At 43.1% G+C, this 17062-nt stretch carries 19 protein-coding genes and 1 pseudogene; 16 read left to right on the top strand and 4 right to left on the bottom strand.

All coding sequences use genetic code 11. The features are described from left to right. Window positions 1-4: 4 nt before the first annotated feature. The 14 genes and pseudogenes from eutC (at window position 5) to mdh (ending at window position 9877) form a co-directional block, all read left to right on the top strand. The gene (eutC, locus tag ACZ42C_RS13645) at window positions 5-901 is read left to right on the top strand and encodes an ethanolamine ammonia-lyase subunit EutC (protein ID WP_461181630.1); all 897 of its coding nucleotides are present in this window, start codon (window positions 5-7) and stop codon (window positions 899-901) included. 42 nt (window positions 902-943) lie between these two features. Next, window positions 944-1597 carry an ethanolamine utilization microcompartment protein EutL gene (eutL, locus tag ACZ42C_RS13640; RefSeq protein ID WP_461181629.1) on the top strand — a complete coding sequence of 218 codons (654 nt, stop codon included), beginning with the start codon at window positions 944-946 and terminating at the stop codon, window positions 1595-1597. 9 nt (window positions 1598-1606) lie between these two features. Further along, the gene (locus ACZ42C_RS13635; protein WP_461181683.1) at window positions 1607-2212 is read left to right on the top strand and encodes a BMC domain-containing protein; all 606 of its coding nucleotides are present in this window, start codon (window positions 1607-1609) and stop codon (window positions 2210-2212) included. 83 nt (window positions 2213-2295) lie between these two features. After that, a complete protein-coding gene (locus tag ACZ42C_RS13630) occupies window positions 2296-2586 on the top strand; it encodes a BMC domain-containing protein (protein ID WP_461181628.1) in 291 nt (96 codons plus the stop codon). Window positions 2587-2680: 94 nt separating this feature from the next. Continuing rightward, the gene (locus ACZ42C_RS13625) at window positions 2681-3466 is read left to right on the top strand and encodes a cobalamin adenosyltransferase (RefSeq protein ID WP_461181627.1); all 786 of its coding nucleotides are present in this window, start codon (window positions 2681-2683) and stop codon (window positions 3464-3466) included. Between the two features lie 5 nt (window positions 3467-3471). Beyond that, window positions 3472-4101, top strand: a pseudogene (gene eutD / locus ACZ42C_RS13620) (ethanolamine utilization phosphate acetyltransferase EutD); the annotation flags it as partial. Between the two features lie 251 nt (window positions 4102-4352). After that, window positions 4353-4619: a EutN/CcmL family microcompartment protein gene (locus ACZ42C_RS13615; RefSeq protein ID WP_461181626.1), complete on the top strand. Its 267-nt coding sequence runs from the start codon at window positions 4353-4355 to the stop codon at window positions 4617-4619. A gap of 34 nt (window positions 4620-4653) precedes the next feature. Next, entirely contained in the window at window positions 4654-5760 is a 1107-nt protein-coding gene (gene eutH, locus ACZ42C_RS13610) for an ethanolamine utilization protein EutH (protein WP_461181625.1), read from the top strand. 86 nt (window positions 5761-5846) lie between these two features. Then, complete coding sequence (gene eutS, locus ACZ42C_RS13605; RefSeq protein ID WP_461181624.1) at window positions 5847-6188, top strand: ethanolamine utilization microcompartment protein EutS; 342 nt, start codon at window positions 5847-5849, stop codon at window positions 6186-6188. Window positions 6189-6207: 19 nt separating this feature from the next. After that, window positions 6208-6729 (top strand): EutP/PduV family microcompartment system protein, encoded by a 522-nt coding sequence (locus ACZ42C_RS13600; RefSeq protein ID WP_461181623.1) that lies wholly within the window; start codon window positions 6208-6210, stop codon window positions 6727-6729. Window positions 6730-6768: 39 nt separating this feature from the next. Next, window positions 6769-6975 carry a hypothetical protein gene (locus ACZ42C_RS13595; RefSeq protein WP_461181622.1) on the top strand — a complete coding sequence of 69 codons (207 nt, stop codon included), beginning with the start codon at window positions 6769-6771 and terminating at the stop codon, window positions 6973-6975. Between the two features lie 37 nt (window positions 6976-7012). Continuing rightward, complete coding sequence (locus tag ACZ42C_RS13590; protein ID WP_461181621.1) at window positions 7013-8539, top strand: acetaldehyde dehydrogenase (acetylating); 1527 nt, start codon at window positions 7013-7015, stop codon at window positions 8537-8539. A gap of 17 nt (window positions 8540-8556) precedes the next feature. Then, the gene (locus tag ACZ42C_RS13585; protein ID WP_461181620.1) at window positions 8557-8835 is read left to right on the top strand and encodes a BMC domain-containing protein; all 279 of its coding nucleotides are present in this window, start codon (window positions 8557-8559) and stop codon (window positions 8833-8835) included. A gap of 97 nt (window positions 8836-8932) precedes the next feature. After that, window positions 8933-9877, top strand: coding sequence for a malate dehydrogenase (mdh, locus tag ACZ42C_RS13580; protein WP_461181619.1), 945 nt, complete (start codon window positions 8933-8935; stop codon window positions 9875-9877). A gap of 987 nt (window positions 9878-10864) precedes the next feature. On the opposite strand, the gene ACZ42C_RS13575 is transcribed toward mdh, so the two are convergent. Then, entirely contained in the window at window positions 10865-11779 is a 915-nt protein-coding gene (locus ACZ42C_RS13575) for a nuclease-related domain-containing protein (protein WP_461181618.1), read from the bottom strand. A 164-nt stretch (window positions 11780-11943) separates the two neighbouring features. On the opposite strand from ACZ42C_RS13575, the gene ACZ42C_RS13570 reads away from it, so the two are divergent. After that, entirely contained in the window at window positions 11944-12342 is a 399-nt protein-coding gene (locus ACZ42C_RS13570) for a DUF3221 domain-containing protein (protein ID WP_461181617.1), read from the top strand. 64 nt (window positions 12343-12406) lie between these two features. Here the strand turns inward: ACZ42C_RS13570 and ACZ42C_RS13565 are convergent, their stop codons facing one another. The 3 genes from ACZ42C_RS13565 to ACZ42C_RS13555 all read right to left on the bottom strand — a co-directional run bounded on the left by ACZ42C_RS13565 (window position 12407) and on the right by ACZ42C_RS13555 (window position 15305). Beyond that, the gene (locus ACZ42C_RS13565; RefSeq protein WP_461181616.1) at window positions 12407-13417 is read right to left on the bottom strand and encodes a hypothetical protein; all 1011 of its coding nucleotides are present in this window, start codon (window positions 13415-13417) and stop codon (window positions 12407-12409) included. 144 nt (window positions 13418-13561) lie between these two features. Further along, the gene (locus ACZ42C_RS13560) at window positions 13562-14398 is read right to left on the bottom strand and encodes a carbohydrate ABC transporter permease (RefSeq protein ID WP_461181615.1); all 837 of its coding nucleotides are present in this window, start codon (window positions 14396-14398) and stop codon (window positions 13562-13564) included. A gap of 1 nt (window position 14399) precedes the next feature. After that, window positions 14400-15305 (bottom strand): carbohydrate ABC transporter permease, encoded by a 906-nt coding sequence (locus tag ACZ42C_RS13555; protein WP_461181614.1) that lies wholly within the window; start codon window positions 15303-15305, stop codon window positions 14400-14402. Window positions 15306-15686: 381 nt separating this feature from the next. Between ACZ42C_RS13555 and ACZ42C_RS13550 the strand changes: the two genes are divergently transcribed. Beyond that, entirely contained in the window at window positions 15687-16916 is a 1230-nt protein-coding gene (locus tag ACZ42C_RS13550) for an IS110 family RNA-guided transposase (protein ID WP_464891275.1), read from the top strand. The last annotated feature ends 146 nt before the right edge of the window (window positions 16917-17062 follow it).

Here is a 17062-nt window from a genome sequence, read left to right as displayed (position 1 = left end):
GCAAATGGTAAATGAAAAAGAATTAAAGTCACTGATAGAAAATATTCTGCATGAAATGGTTGAAGGCAATACTTCAGAAACAAAAAACAGTACAGCGGGTGGGAACAGCCAGGCACCAGCTTCCGGGAATGATAAAAACATTACGGTGCCGGATATTTCCGAAGTGGAAATAAGAAAAGATCTGCTCGTCCCGGAGCCTTATGACAAGGAAGGCTATATGGAAATGAAGGAGAAGACACCGGCAAGAATTGGTGTCTGGCATACAGGGCCGCGCTATATGACTTCCACATCCCTAAGGTTCAAGGCGGACCATGCTGCAGCACAGGATGCCGTATTCTCCTATGTGGATGAAGGTTTTGTGGAAAGAAATAATCTGTTTCCGACCACGACGGTTTGTAAGGATAAAGATGAATATATTACACGCCCTGACTTGGGTAGACAATTTTCCGATGAAGAAAAGGAAAAAATCAAGAAGCATTGTGGCAACCCCAAAGTTCAAATCATGGTAGGGGACGGCCTCAGCTCCGCATCCATTGAAGCAAACCTGGAAGACACACTTCCTGCCATTAAACAAGGTTTGAAAGTGCATGGCATTGATACAGAAAATGATTTGTTTGTAAAACACTGCCGTGTACCTGCCATGGATGTCATTGGTGATGTAACGGATGCAGATGTGGTTTGTCTGCTTGTCGGGGAAAGGCCGGGACTTGTTACAGCTGAATCCATGAGTGCTTATATTGCCTATAAGCCTACAGTGGATATGCCGGAAGCAAGACGCACAGTCGTTTCCAATATTCATCAGGGAGGAACCCCTCCAGTGGAAGCCGGCGCACATATTGCAGAACTGATTAAAAGAATGATTGACAAGAAAGCGTCAGGACTGGATTTAAATAAAGCTTAGACAGACTTTAAATATATATACCAGAGGAATGGAGGAAAGAAGATGAAGCACGATCCAATATATGGTCAAGTACTGGGAGTGAAGCTGATTTCCAACGCCAGCCCGGACCTGGCGAAGGAATTCAATCTGAGCTCCAGCCAAAGAAGCTTGGGGATCATCACCGGTGATGTGGATGATGTCGTATTTACCGCCCTGGATGAAGCAACAAAGAAAGCGGATGTGGAAGTGGTGTATGCCGAATCCATGTATGCCGGAGCGGACAATGCAACAACAAAGCTTACCGGAGAAGTAATCGGAGTGTTAGCCGGGGACAATCCCGAAGAAGTGAGAAGCGGACTGGATGCAGCTGTCAGCTATATTGAAAATGATGCGTATTTCGTAAGTGCCAATGAAGATGATTCCATTAACTATTTTGCCCATCTCATTTCAAGAACCGGAACATTTCTTTCCAAAGAAGCAAACATCCGGGAAGGGGAAGCACTTGCCTATCTGATTGCACCGCCGATTGAAGCTGTCTATGCTTTGGATGCAGCGCTGAAAGCAGCAGATGTAAGGCTGGTTACATTTTATGGTCCGCCTTCAGAAACAAACTACGGCGGAGGATTGCTTACAGGAAGTCAATCAGCCTGTAAAGCGGCCTGTGATGCCTTTGCAGATGCCGTCAACTTTGTCGCAGATAATCCGAAGGGATACTAGGTGACTTATATGGAAGCACTTGGATTAATCGAAAACAGAAGCTACCTGAGCTCCATTGTTGCGGCGGATGCAGCCTTAAAAGCGGCAGATGTAACGTTGGTTGATGTTGAAATCATCAAGGGCGGTTATGTGACCGTTCAATTAATCGGGGATGTAGCAGCAGTAAAGGCAGCTGTAGAGACAGGCACCGATTCCGTGGAGTCATTCGGTACGTTGATTTCCAGCCATGTTATTCCAAGGATGCACTTGGAAACACATCAATTAATCGATAAATTGCCAAAGCAGTCAGAACAGCTATCCGAGTCCACGGAGAAAAAAGAAGAAGAAAAGGAAACAGGGTCAGCCCCTGAGGCTTTGGAAGCAGCAGATATACAGGCTGCAGATGACAAGGTGAATGAAACATTATTATCTGAACCGGAGCAAACGCAGAAAGTACCAAAGCTGTACCGGAAAGACCTTGAAAAAATGACGGTAGGCAAACTGCGCCAACTCGTCAGGGAAAGAAATGCAATGGCAGATAATACAAGGAATATTAAGTATGCAAGAAAAGCAGAACTGATCAGCAGTCTGATTGACGATGAAGATTTGCATGACGGCGATGCGAAGGATAAATAGAACTGACCTTGCAGAAGGTCCTGCCCTCGGGTATTAATATCAATTCATATAAATTTTATAACTATTTTAAGGAGGAATTTATAATGGCTACAAATGCATTGGGAATGGTGGAAACTAAAGGATTAGTAGGTTCAATTGAAGCGGCGGACGCAATGGTGAAAGCAGCAAACGTAACTTTGATCGGGAAAGAACAGATTGGTGCAGGGCTCGTAACCGTACTTGTAAGTGGAGACGTAGGTGCCGTTAAAGCAGCTACAGACGCAGGAGCAGCGGCAGCAGACCGTGTCGGTGAATTGATCTCCGTTCATGTCATCCCACGCCCGCATACAGAAGTTGGCGCCATTTTGCCAAAACAATCAGGTAGTGCAGAGTAATTACCAGGAGTGGAAAATAGGATAGAGGAAACATACGTTCCTCTATCTTATTTAAACCGCGGTAAAAGGATCGCGAGGAAAAGGAAGTGAAGCTATGGCGGTGCTGACAGAAAGCATACTGCGAAGCCGGTTTTTGAACGAACAATTAAATGAACCTGTCCTGCAGCTTCCTAAAGGAACAATATTAACCCCTTCTGCGAAAAGCTACCTTCAGGAAAAAAGAATTACATTTACGTTTGCAGAAAGAAATGAAGCAGCAGAAGAGGAAAAGGTTGATACTAACGAAGATCATCAGCCGAAATCCAACAATTCTCCTATGAAATATCGTGTAGTACAAGGTGGATACCTGGATGAGAAACCGGAGCATATGACTGCCCTTCACTCCAATTTGCTCGTTTATAAGGATCATCCACGCATCATTTTTCGCGGCAAACTGGATTCACTTGAAGCAAAAATGATCGAAGCACAGTGGAAAATAGTGGAGAATAACCACTTCAGCCTGGCGGAAGATTTATCAGAAGCACTTACCTTCGTAAGGAACATTCTTCGTGCTGAAGTGCTGGAAGAAGAACTTGATGAATTCCGGTTGTTAGGTATGAATGAAATGGAAATCCGTGACATGTCCCATCACCCCGAAAAGTATTTTGGCTGCGGGCACTTCACATCGGATTTTAAGATGGGTGTCGGAATTGTTGCTTTAAACGCTGTACGTACCGCAGTACGGGAAACAGAACTGGCAGCTTATCAGGCTTTTAAAAAGAAAGATGGCTCAACAGAACGGGATGATATTATATTGGCATTAAACCGACTGTCCTCCCTATGTTATGTCATGATGGTGAAATACAGGACAGGTCATTACAAAGCAGAAAAAAGGGGGTGAGAGGCTTGAATCAGCTTCTTGCAGAAACAATAACCAATACCGTGAAAAAAGTAATGCTGGAAGAATCCTTCGTGGAAGTGGAGGCATCCGGCAGGCATGTACACTTAAGCAGGGAAGCGATTGACTTTCTATTTGGAGAAGGATACCAGCTGACAAAAGCAAAAGAACTGTCCCAGCCCGGACAATTTGCCTGCAAAGAACGCATAACGATTGCCGGTCCTAAAGGGAAAATTGAAAATGTGGTCATTCTCGGGCCGGAAAGAAAGGCTTCACAGGTGGAAGTGTCTTTAACAGATGCAGTTACGTTAGGAAGAAATATCCCTGTCCGGGAAAGCGGGGACATAGATAGAACCCCGGGTATTACCCTGATCCATAAGGATCGTCAATTGGAACTGGATAAAGGGCTTATTGCAGCAAAACGTCATATCCATGTCTCCCCCCGGGATGCAGAATTACTCAAAGTGGAAAATAAAGAAATTGTTCAAGTGAAAGTATTTGGGGATCGTTCACTTACTTTCGATGAAGTGGTGATCCGCATCCATCCAAATTTCCGGACCTTTATGCATATCGATTTTGATGAAGCAAATGCATGTGGCTTTAAGAAAGGTGTCTTAGCAAAGATCATTAAAAAAACATCTGAAAACAAAGTCGGAAAAAGACCGGAGATACAACAGATACAACCGGAGCAGCATGATGCCATTATACCCGAGCAGGAACAGATGACGGAGCTTAATCAAAAGATCATTACGGAAAGTGATTTGCAAAAATTATTTTTGAAGCAAATAACGAAAATAAGAATCCCTGCCGGCAGTATCATAACCCCTCTTGCTAATGATTATGTACGCAAACACAGGCTGGAAATACAACGATGTGAGGAGAATTAAAAATGATCATCGGGGATGTTGTTGGCTCAGTATGGGCTACACGCAAGGATGAGAGACTGAACGGGCTGAAACTCCTGGTTGTCAGGCCCAAATACACGGAGGATATGCGGGCTTCCTTTGTGGCTGCGGATATGGCAAGTGCCGGCGTCGGTGACACGGTGCTGGTTACCAAAGGAAGCAGCGCAAGGTCTGCTTTTGGGAAAGAGAGAATTCCAATCGATTCCGTTATTGTCGGAGTAGTTGATTCTATAGATATTAAGGAGGATTGACCGCTTTCTATTTTGAAGTTTAGGAGGAAAAGGTATGGGAATAAATGAGATAGTAATTTATATAATGGTCATATTTATGATCGTCGGTGCAATAGATAAAATGTTTAAAAATAAGCTCGGGCTTGGTCAGCATTTTGACGAGGGTTTAATGGCCATGGGCTCCTTAGCACTTGCTATGGTGGGTATTATCGTGATGGCCCCAGTTTTGGCAAACATACTGAGCCCGGTTGTCGTACCTATTTATACAGCACTTGGAGCAGACCCTGCTATGTTTGCGGGAAGTCTGTTGGCCATTGACATGGGTGGACTCCAGCTGGCACAGGAACTGGCGCTTAATAATGATGTAGCCATGTTCTCAGGTGTCATCCTTGGGTCGATGATGGGGGCGACCATCGTTTTCTCCATCCCTGTATCACTTGGAATTATCCGGAAAGAAGATCATCGTTTTCTGGCTACAGGAATGATGGCAGGATTTATTGCTATTCCTGTTGGAGCGATCGTTGGTGGATTAGTTGCAGGCTATTCTTTTGGCATGGTAATCAGTAATTTAATTCCTATTTTCATTTTGGCTGCACTCGTTATTTTAGGATTATGGAAAATCCCAGAAAAGATGATTAAAGGTTTTACGGTCTTTGGGCATGGTGTAGTCATTGTCGCAACCGCTGGACTAGCCATTGGTATTGTCCATGTATTGACAGATATTACACTCGTACCGGGAACGGCGCCACTCTCAGAAGGTATTGAAGTCGTGGGAAGTATCGCCATTGTGTTGGCAGGTGCCTTTGTTATGGTGGAAGTCATCACAAGGGTATTTAAGAAACCATTAATGCAGGTAGGTAAACTCCTCGGCATGAATGATGTGGCGGCTGCAGGTATGGTGGCGACACTGGCAAATAATATTGCCATGTTTAACCTAATGAAGGATATGGATAACCGCGGAAAAATTATTAACGTAGCGTTCTCCGTTCCAGCGGCATTTGTTCTGGGGGATCACCTGGGATTTGCTGCAGGTGTTGCCCGGGATATGATTTTCCCTATGATTACTGGTAAGCTTGCCGGCGGAATCGCTGCAGTGTTTATCGCTATCATTATTGCAAATATGATTCTTGGAAAAACAGAAAAGAAATCAGCAGCTCAATAGACTTTTAAACTGATAGATTATCGTAAAGTGGGAAGAAAACAAGCACATTCTTCAATCAGTTGTAACAGGAAAGTAGGGATGAAAGCATGGAGGAAGACAAGCAGCGCTTTATACAGGAGTTTGTCCCCGGCAAACAGATTACACTGAGCCATTTAATTGCAAACCCGGTTGAAGATATGTATGAAAAGCTTGGGGTACAGCAGGCGGGCGCATTGGGGGTACTCACCCTGACTCCGAGTGAATCGGTTATTATTGCCGGCGATCGCGCAACAAAGGCGGCAAACGTCAGTATTGGCTTTCTGGACCGGTTTACCGGGAGCCTGGTTCTAGTAGGAAGTGTTTCCGAGGTGGAAACCGCACTTCATGAAGTAAACCATTTCTTAAAAGAAGTGCTTTCCTTTACCCCGGCGAATATAACCAAATCCTGATGAAATGGAGGGGCTTGTATTGCAGAAAAAAAACCGGGCCATGATTCTTGGAGGGATTGATGCAGGTAAAACAACCTTGACGGATGCGCTATTGGGCAATGTACAAAAACCAAGGAAAGTAAAGACTCAAGCCTTAAATTATGATGACTGGATTGTCGATACACCCGGGGAATATATTGAAAACCCTCTGCATTACAGGAACCTTATGGCAACCTCCATGGAAATTACCCATGTGTTGTTTGTCCAGGATGCGACCAATGAAAAATCAATTTTTGCCCCGGGATTCAGTTCAGGCATTAATAAATTATCCATCGGGGCAGTAACCAAGGCAGATCATGAAAATGCTGATGTCAATCGTGCTGTGCGTCTCTTGGAAAAAGCAATGGTAAGCGGACCGATTGTCATTACTTCCGCTTATACAGGAGAGGGCATCAACAATATTTTGGATCTGGTCAGCTTAAATTCGTTGAAGGAAATGAAAGCATATGTGGAGAACAGCAGTGCTGATCATATGTGTTTTTATGAAACGAAAAGGAAGTAAAGTTTCTTCCGCGGCAACAGATAGGTTGGAGGTGTATACATGGACAGGGAATTTGTGGAGAAGGTTACGAGAATGGTAATTTCCTCACTCGAAGATATGAAGAAAAACGGAATGCTTTCAAATCAGCAAGCTGTAAAAATATGGCCTCATGAGAGTCCACTGCCTGACCCTGTTGTACTGACACATGTGAAGGACAAAGAGGCGGAGAATGAAAAAGCCACCGTAACCATTACTCCTTATGTATAGGCAAGATAAACAAGGTGAGCAGAAAGGAGCATTTGATTTGAAATTAGATAAAGATTTACTATCCGTACAGGAAATGAGAGATGCGGTACAAAAAGCAAAAGAAGCTCAGGAAGAGTTCATGCAATTTTCCCAGTGGAAAATAGATTCCATTGTGGAGGCTGTGGCAAAAGCCGCATATAATAAATCCCAGGAATTGGCCAAACTGGCTGTGGAAGAAACGGGTATGGGTGTGGTGGAACATAAAGTGATGAAAAATCATGTCGGTTCCATGGATGTCTATAACTCTATAAAAAATGAAAAAACAGTTGGTGTCATTAATGAAGATACAACAAACAAAGTGAAGGAAATAGCCTATCCATTCGGGGTTGTAGCTGCCATTATACCTACGACCAACCCGACCTCCACTGCCATGTTTAAGACATTGATCTCCCTGAAAGCGGGAAATGCGATTGTCGTAAGTCCTCATCCACGGGCAAAAAGATGTACAGTGGAAACATTGAAAATATGCAGACAGGCAGCCATTGATGCCGGAGCACCGGACGGGCTGATCGGCTGGATCGCAGAACCGAGCATGGAAGCCACTAACCAGTTAATGAGCCACAGGGATGTAAATTTAATTCTATCCACCGGGGGAGGCGGACTGGTAAGAGCAGCTTACAGTTCCGGAAAACCAGCTTATGGCGTGGGACCTGGAAATGTCCCTGTATATATTGAAAAGTCGGCTGATGTGAAAAAATCGGTAAAAATGATTGTCGACAGTAAAACTTTTGATAATGGTACGATTTGTGCAACTGAACAGGCGATTGTCGTAGACAGCAGTATTAAAGATATGGCAGTCCGGGAATTTAAAAATAACGGCTCTTATTTCCTGAATGAGGAAGAAAAAGGGAAAATGGAAAAGGTTATTTCTCCAGGTGCCGGGAAAATTAATCCGGATATTGTAGGTAAATCCGCACTAACCATCGCAGACATGGCCGGTATTAGCGTACCTGCAAACACCAGACTGCTTATCGCCGAAGAAGACAAGGTAGGAAAAGAAGTTCCGTTTTCTTTGGAAAAGCTCGCTCCCGTTTTTGCTATGTATACAGCAAACTCACGGGCTGATGCAAAAGCAAGAAGTCTGGATCTGCTGAATCTTGGCGGAAGAGGACACAGCTTTGCGCTTCATACGAATGATGATCAGGTAGTAGAGGAATTTGGCGCAGCTATGCCGGTTTCCCGTGTACTCGTAAACACACTGTCTTCCATTGGAGCAGTAGGGGCAACCACCTCACTTGCTCCTTCCATGACCCTTGGCTGTGGAGCGTATGGAGGAAATATCAGTTCCGATAATATTACCGCCCGTCACTTAATTAACATAAAAAGAGTGGCCCATGGTATCAAGGAAGTGGATGTGCCTCAACCGGGAAGTACAAGCGGGATAAGCACTGGACAGGTGAACAACCTGAACAGCATGGTAAAAGATGCGTTTATTAACTCAGACGCAGGGAACAGTGAATCCATTGATACGAATAAAATTGAAATGCTTGTGAAACAAGTGTTAAGAGAATACCAAAACCAATAAATTAGGAGGAATTTAAAATGGCTAACGTAAATGGTGCATTAGGAATGGTGGAAACAAAAGGATTAGTAGGATCTATTGAAGCTGCAGATGCTATGGTAAAAGCAGCAAACGTTAATTTAATCGGTAAAGAACAAATTGGTGCAGGACTGGTAACTGTACTTGTCAGCGGAGATGTAGGAGCAGTGAAAGCAGCTACAGAAGCTGGAAGTGAAGCGGCCCGCCGTGTGGGAGAATTGGTTTCCGTTCATGTGATCCCTCGTCCTCATAATGAATTGGGCGGTATTCTTCCCGAGTAAAATTCGGCGGAGGCCTTACCAATAGAAAGAGATAGAAGATGGAGGGCCGGGGCTGCAGCAATGTGGTGCCGGCCTGGATTCAAGAAGGAGGATAAGCATGTCCATTTTTAAAAGAAGAAAATTTGCCGTAATCGGTGCAGGCTTTACCGGAACGACTACTGCATTTCTCCTCGCACAGAAGGAAATGGGAGATGTCGTACTGGTCGATATCCCTGATCAGGAAAACCCGACAAAAGGAAAAGCACTTGATATGCTTGAAGCAGGCCCTGTGGAAAAATTTAACGGGAATGTATTCGGCACCTCGGATTATGAAGATATCAAGGATGCCGATATGGTGATCATCACTGCCGGTGTAGCCAGAAAGCCGGGCATGAGCCGGGACGACCTTGTTGCTATCAATTCAGATATCATGGCCGAAGTGTCGAAAAATATTGTAAAGTATGCACCGGATAGCTATATTCTTGTTTTAAGCAACCCGGTGGATGCCATGACCTATACATGTTTTAAAACAACCGGCTTTCCAAAAAACAGAGTCATCGGACAATCCGGTGTACTGGACACAGCCCGTTTTAATACGTTCGTAGCCCAGGAACTGAATGTTGCTCCGGAAGACATAACCGGCTTTGTACTTGGCGGTCACGGTGACAGCATGGTACCATTGATTCGCTATTCCAACGCAGGCGGCATCCCGATCAGCAATCTGCTGCCAAAAGAAAGAGTGGACGCCATTGTAGAGCGCACCCGAAAAGGCGGAGGCGAAATCGTCAATTTGCTGGGTAATGGCAGCGCCTATTACGCTCCTGCTGCATCCCTCGTGGAAATGGCAGAAGCAATTGTCTACGATAAGAAACGAATTTTGCCATCCATTGCTTATTTGGAGGGAGAGTATGGCTACCAGGATATTTATTTAGGTGTGCCTACAATCCTTGGAGCAAATGGTATTGAAAGTGTTATTGAACTTCCACTGACAGAGGACGAACAGCAACAGCTGGATCGCTCGGCTGATGACGTAAAAAATGTGATTAGTAAACTTCCTGTTTGATAGTGGTTAGTGGATAATATTGTACGCGTCAAATCAGCAAGCATGGAATTCGATTCTATGCTTGCTTTTTGGTGTGCAGAACACCGATTAGCAGCGTAACGATTATTTTGAAAAGATAGTCAATGGTGCGTCATTTAGAGGAAAGGAGGAAAAGGCGTACGATAGGGAGGGTCAATGGTATGTCATTATGTTGAAGATTGGAAAAGACGTACCATAGGAGCTGTCAATGGTGCGTCATTTTGTTGAGGATTGGAAAAGGTGTACCGTGGGAGCCGTGAATGGTGCGCCATTGTGCGAAGTTGTGAGAAAGACATACCATAGAAAGAGTCAATGGTTCGTCATTTTGAGAAGAGGAGCAAAAGACGTACCATAGAAACCGCCAATGGTGCGCCATTGTGCGAAGTTGTGAGAAAGACATACCGTAGAAAGAGTCAATGGTTCGTCATTTTGAGAAGAGGAGCAAAAGACGTACCATAGGAGCCGCCAATGGTAAGCCATTGTGCGAAGTTGTGAAAAAGACATACCATAGAAAGAGTCAATGGTTCGTCATTTAGAGAAGAGGAGCAAAAGACGTACCATAGGAACCGCCAATGGTGCGCCATTGTGCGAAGTTGTGAAAAAGACATACCATAGAAAGAGTCAATGGTTCGTCATTTTGAGAAGAGGAGCAAAAGACATACCATAGGAATCGCCAATAGTCCGCCATTTAGAGAAGAGGCAAAAAAGACATACCATAGAAAGCACCAATGGTCCGTCATTTAGAGAAAAGGAGCAAAAGACGTACCATAGGAGCCGCCTATGATACGCCATTGTAAGTAAGAGAGAAAAAGACGTACCACACCAAGCACCAAGAGTACGTCTTTACATAAATAAATCAAATTAACTTGTCATAGAGAACGTTAAGGTCTGTCATTTTACATTTAATTCAAACAGTGACATACCAGGACAAACTAAATCAATTATACTCATGCCGCTACCCAATCCAACTCATACATAATGGGTCCAACGATATTTACCTTTAACACTTAAATTCTTCGCCAGTATGTTAGCTATCGTTCTTTTTGATTTTACAACCTGACACCAGTCCTGGATAGCACTTGCAGTAACCTTCTTTTCGGGAAAAAGCAGTTGATACTCTTTCGTCATTTGCATGACTGCCTCAGCTATTGCTTCCTCATATCCGCATGTTTTACATGATAAACTTATTTTTTTCATACGAATGGAAAATGAATTGCATTTACGGCAGGTAATTCCTTTATGAAGTTGTTCATAATTGTAAGATGGAATTTGTTTATAAGACGGATCGGTAATGTGAAGGGCTTGCAGTTTTTCTGCTAATAAAAAGTGGTGCCTGCTTAATGGAGCTGATATCGCATTCAGTTGTTTGAAATGTTTATTAAGCTGGCTTAAGAAAATAATCGGTTCGTCAGGAGGAGCCTGGTACAGCGTAAATTCATCATTGATAAAAACCACATCCCCTTTGATGGTGGGATTAAAACTATGCTTGAGCATCAATTGATTTAACAGGGATTCACATCTTTCCAGTTGATGTAAGGGATTAATTATTTCCTGCTTTGATTTTATGATAAAGAATTTATTTGTCCGGGGATCAAAAATGTATTCTCCCTCAAAGTTTTTCACTTCATAGAGGTACGTTTTGTCTGCTGTAATGATTAAAGCATCAATCTGGAAGGTGGTGTTATTTACCTTCAGTAGTAAATCATTTAATATGATGCACTCGCATTGAAGCTTTTCAGTCCATAAATCAAAATTCTTTTCTCCCTCAAAGCCTTTTTTCAAGGATAAATAATACAGCTTGTCCTTTGGTGAAAGGGTCATTCTGGTGTTGAGGTACTCCAAGGTGAGTAATTCAGAGGGTTTCGTTCGGGGTTTAAGTATCATATTCCACTTCCTTTCTTTTATAATAGAGTATACCAAAAATAAAAATATTTACAATTATATTAAATTTTTAACCCGTTCCTCCTATTGCAAAATAAATGTTATAATTCAGATAATACTTGTTGCAGAGAATGAATCCTTTTAATGTCGGCTTGGAGGTGTGTGTTTTGATAAAAAAGATACTATTTATTGCGTTAATTATCTCGATCGTAGGTGCTTGTACGCAACAAGAACAGGAAAGCAGAAATGATGATTTAGAAGAACATGAAGGCATTATTGCAAAAATAGAGCGAGCAGGCCCCGCGGAGCATGTACATGAAGGCCGGTATTCTATGCTGCTGATATCGGAAGCGGAGGCTGCTGATATTTCAAATAAAACAGAGGAGGAATTGGTGAAGCTTGCACAGAACAACGGGGGCTCCTATTACGGTGTGAATCCTGCGATGCATGATGAGCTGGGTTTAGATATTGGGACAAAGGTAATTGTTTACTGGAATGGAAGCCAAGGTGATTCGGATCCACCTGTACGGGATGCTGAAAAAATAGAGATCATCCCGAATAAATAATTTCCTATTCCAATGGATCTTTCATTATACTTATTTTTCCATTTGAATCGTGGTGTACAAATTTTTAAAACGCAGTCCAACCCGTCTTTTCCAAAATCGTCTCATAATAAGCGGCAAACGCCTTTTCCGGATGGTCACTCCGCAAAAAAGACATATGCGCACAGCTGTTGAATCCCCAGGCATAAAAATCCCTAATCCCATTTTTCCACCCAGCTTCCACCGCACGACTGACATCCTTTTCTTTTCCACCCGCAATTCGGAAATTCTGTATATACAACTGAGGTTTTACTCCGGTTCTTTTCGCAATATCCATGGCTGCTTTCACATAAAAGTCAACGAATTCCTCAGCTGCAAACTGTGATCCCACCCAGTAAGGGTCAGTGGCAAAAACTTCAACAGCTTCAAGCCCCGCAGCCTTTTCCCACTCCGGCGGAATGATCAGCTTCTTTCGATTTGGAAAAAAGCATACAATATTTCTAACCCCAAGCTCCAGCGCATACTTGGATAGTTCATCCAAAAAATCAATCATCACTTCCTTGCGAAAATGGCCGATATCATCATTCCACTTTGCAGGCATTTCGTAACCAAACGTCTTTACAAAAGAATCACGGCAGGCCTCACACCGGCACGTCCATTCATTCTCCTCAATAAAATACCAGCCGCCCTGCCCGGCCCAATGCGGCTCATCCCAAAGGATATAATCCGCCCCCATGTCACTGACCGCATCTACCCAATCCTTCATAAACCTGCGAAAACCCGAATGATTAAAGCAAGCTTGCGGCAATCTCTTTCCATCCTGTGTTACCTGGCATGCTTCCGGATAATGAATATGAAACTCGGAAAATGCTTCCCCGCCAAATACCAAACCGATGGACCATGGGCTTACTGTCACCGTAAATCCATAGTCCTTGGAAAGCTGAATGATCTCTCCCATGGTTCCCCGATAAAATTTCAGGTCATTTTCAGAAACAGTGTGCAAAATATCGGTGAATCCCTTCGCTTTCAATTCGTCCAAGTCCTTTTCCACATGCTGTATCATGCGATTGCCAAAATAGCTTGTGCCCATTGTTACCATGTCTTTACCTCCAATCATTTTTCAGTTTTTCCTATTGAATTATGGAAAGGTCACCTTGATGACCCTCAATTCTCAACTTTTTAATGCACTGTCGCTTCCTTGCAATTAAATCCGCGTGCAAGCCATCTTGAAAAATCCCAAGTCTTAACCTTTTAATGCACCTGCAGTTAACCCCTTTATAAAGTGCTTCGAAGCAATCAAATAAAAAATGAGCGGCGGCAGAATGGCAATCGTAAGTGCTGCAAAAGCTGTCGGCCAGTCAGACTGATACTGACCAAAAAACGTGGCCAATCCGAGTGGCAAGGGTTTTAAATGATCACTGCTGATAAATATTAACGGAAAGAAAAATTCATTCCAGATTGGGATAAAATTAAATATGGCCACCGTTGCCAGCGCCGGCCGCAGCAGCGGAACCCATATCGAAAAAAGTATGCGGCTGTCGGAGGCGCCATCGATGTGAGCGGATTCCTCCAATTCTCGCGGCAACTCCGCCATAAACCCTGCAATGATAAAAACGGAAATAGGAATGGTCATTGCAATGTAGATTAATATTAAAGCCCACAGCGTATCAAACAGTCCCAATCCATTTACAACCTGATACAGATTTACTGTAGCCAGCCGGGATGGCAGCATCGCCCCAATGATAAAGTAGAAATAAATCATCCTGTTTCCAAAGAAGGAAAACCTGGATAAAGGATAACTTGCCATCACGGTGACAAGCAGTAGAACAAATAAGGAAACCAGGGTAATAAAAATACTGTTTCTGAAAAAGATCGGAAAGTTTCCTGTCTCCAGTACATATTTATAACCCTCAAAGTTAATCTCGGTCGGTAATCCGAACGGGTTTACGAGCACTTCCATATTTGTCTTCAATGACGTAATAATCATGACAAACAGGGGATAAACGACAATGATCACCGCCAGGATCAGCAGGAGGTAAGCAAGCAGATCCAATAACTTGTCTTTTTTTCCTTTAACCATATCAGTTTTCCCTCCTTTTTCTCACATAGGACAGATACAGGAATGCGCCGATAGCAAAGGCAATAAATAAGAATGTCATGGTGGCGATAGTGGCGCCGAGACCCATTTGCGGCATCTGACCGCCGGCCCCGCCAAATGCAGTCCGATAGAAAAACGTACCCAATACATCCACGGCATAATCCGGTCCCCCTGTAGAACCAACCATGGCATAAACAAGGTCAAACTGATTAAATACCCCCATATACGTCATAATCGTCACAATACCAATAACCGGAACCAATGGGGGTAAAATAACCCCCTTGAAAACATGCCAGGCATTGGCCCCGTCAATTTTCGCAGATTCAAACTGTTCTTCCGGAATCCCCTGGATGCCTGCTACAAATAACATTACCATAAGGCCGGTGTACTGCCAGGCATTTACCAGGGCCACGGTCGGCAATGCCAGCGATTCGGAACCAAGCCAGGCCTGTGTCCAATCCTGCAATCCAACTGCACTCAATATTTCATTAATAACACCAATATTCGGATTTAGCATGATGGACCAGACAAAACCGATCATCAAAAGGGATAGCGTAACCGGGATGAAAATAATGGTCCGGAAAAAGCCGGTTAACTTTAACCCTCTTGTCAGCGCGAGTGCCAATAGAAGCGCGGTTACATTCTGAAAAACCATCGTATATGCAAAAAATTCAAATGTATTTCCTACGGCATTAAAAAACCGTTCATTGTAAGGTGCTTCAAAAAGCAGGCGATAAAAGTTATCCAGCCCGATAAAGGTCATATCTCCTATCCCGGAAAAATCATAGAAAGATACTCTCATTGACAAAATGAGGGGAATGAGCATAAATCCTGAATAGATGATAAAAGCAGGCAGTATAAACCATAATAATTTTTTCCTGAATTTCATGACGCTTCCCCCTCGTATAGTATATTTAGGCCCATAATTTTGAGCCTATAAGATTCTTACTTTTATAAAAATATAGTCAAATCTCTTGGATGTCCTGAGATATTTCTAGATAATGGTCTTAGGATCATTTGGGACAATTCTTTTCCCCCTTGTGGCTCGACCACATTAGAAAGACTGTTTCCCAGTGTACGTGCGGACCTTCCTACTCGCAGGCTGTGCACCCTGATTATCGAACCTGGATGGTAGTAGCTCTAGGGCGGCTTTCGAATCAGGGATAGTACTTATACACGAGGTTGTTGATCGACGTTCACACTAGGGATATCTCAGGGCGTCCAAGAAATAAGTACCAATGATTCTAAATCGAAAGGAGGAATTCCCCCCATGAAATTATTTGTTGGTCTAGATGTTAGTTCTTTTGATATTAAGGTTTGTTTTCTAAATGGTGAAGGAGAGAAACTTCGTTCCTTCACAGTATCCAATGATTTGCCTGGTGCCACTGTTTTACGTGATTCTATTTTAGAGAGTATACAAAGCCAAAAAAGCCATTTGATTAAAATTGGTCTTGAATCTACTTCAGTTTATAGCTTTCATCCATCCATGTTTTTACATAATGATGAAACGCTTAAGGCACTTGGTACAGAAGTATTCGTTATGAATCCCAAACAGATTGCGAACTTTAAAAAGAGTTACAGTGATATGGACAAAACGGATGAAATTGATGCGTTTGTCATTGCCGATTATTTACGCTTTGGGCGTTTGCCAATGTCTGTTGTTAAAGAGCAGCAGTATGTTGCGCTTCAACAACTTACTCGCTCTCGTTACCAACTCATCCGTCAAGTAACTAAAGAAAAACAACACTTTCTTCAGCACTTAAGTTTTAAATGCAACACCTTCACAGAGGAAGTGGAGTCTTCTGTCTTCGGCAATGCCATGATGGAGCTGTTTTATGAGAAATACAGCCTTGATGAACTGGCGCAAATGCCAATAGAAGATTTAGCAGCATTTCTTCAAGAGAAAGGCAGGAACCGCTTTGATGATCCAGAGTGTGTAGCTAAATCAATCCATAAAGCTGTTCGTTCTTCCTATCGCCTAGATAAGGTTGTAGAGGACTCTATAGACATCATTCTTGGCACTACTATTGAGGTCATAAGGACTCTTCAAAAGCAAGTAAAAGAGATTGATAAAGCGATCAAGCGAATTATGGCTGGATTACCTCAAACACTTCAAACGGTACCTGGTATAGGTCCAGTATTTACAGCAGGCATTATCGCTGAGATTGGGCAGATAGACCGTTTTGAAGGTGAAACAAAAATCGCAAAGTATGCGGGCCTTTATTGGCGTAAACACCAATCAGGGCGCTTTACGGCTGATGATACTTCGCTATCACGTAATGGTAATCAGTATCTCCGATATTACTTAGTTGAAGCCGCCAACCGGGTAAGAAGAGAGATTCCTGAATACCAAGTGTATTATGAAAAGAAGTATCGAGAAGTACCGAAACATCAACACAAAAGAGCCCTCGTTCTAACCGCAAGAAAATTAGTGCGTTTGGTGGATGCGCTACTACGTAATCACCAAATCTACACGCCGAAAAGGAGCGTGAATATATGAAGCTAAATTGCTTCTAATATCCTTTGTGTTATTTCCAGTAATTTACATTATTTTACTGGTCTAGTTTCTTGATGCCTTTTTTAAGCAAATTGAACCTTGACAATTAAATAATTTAACATTTTTCTCTTGACATACTACCGCAGGTC

The organism is Virgibacillus kimchii (genome assembly GCF_055379185.1).
This window is presented reverse-complemented; position numbering and strand designations above follow the sequence as displayed.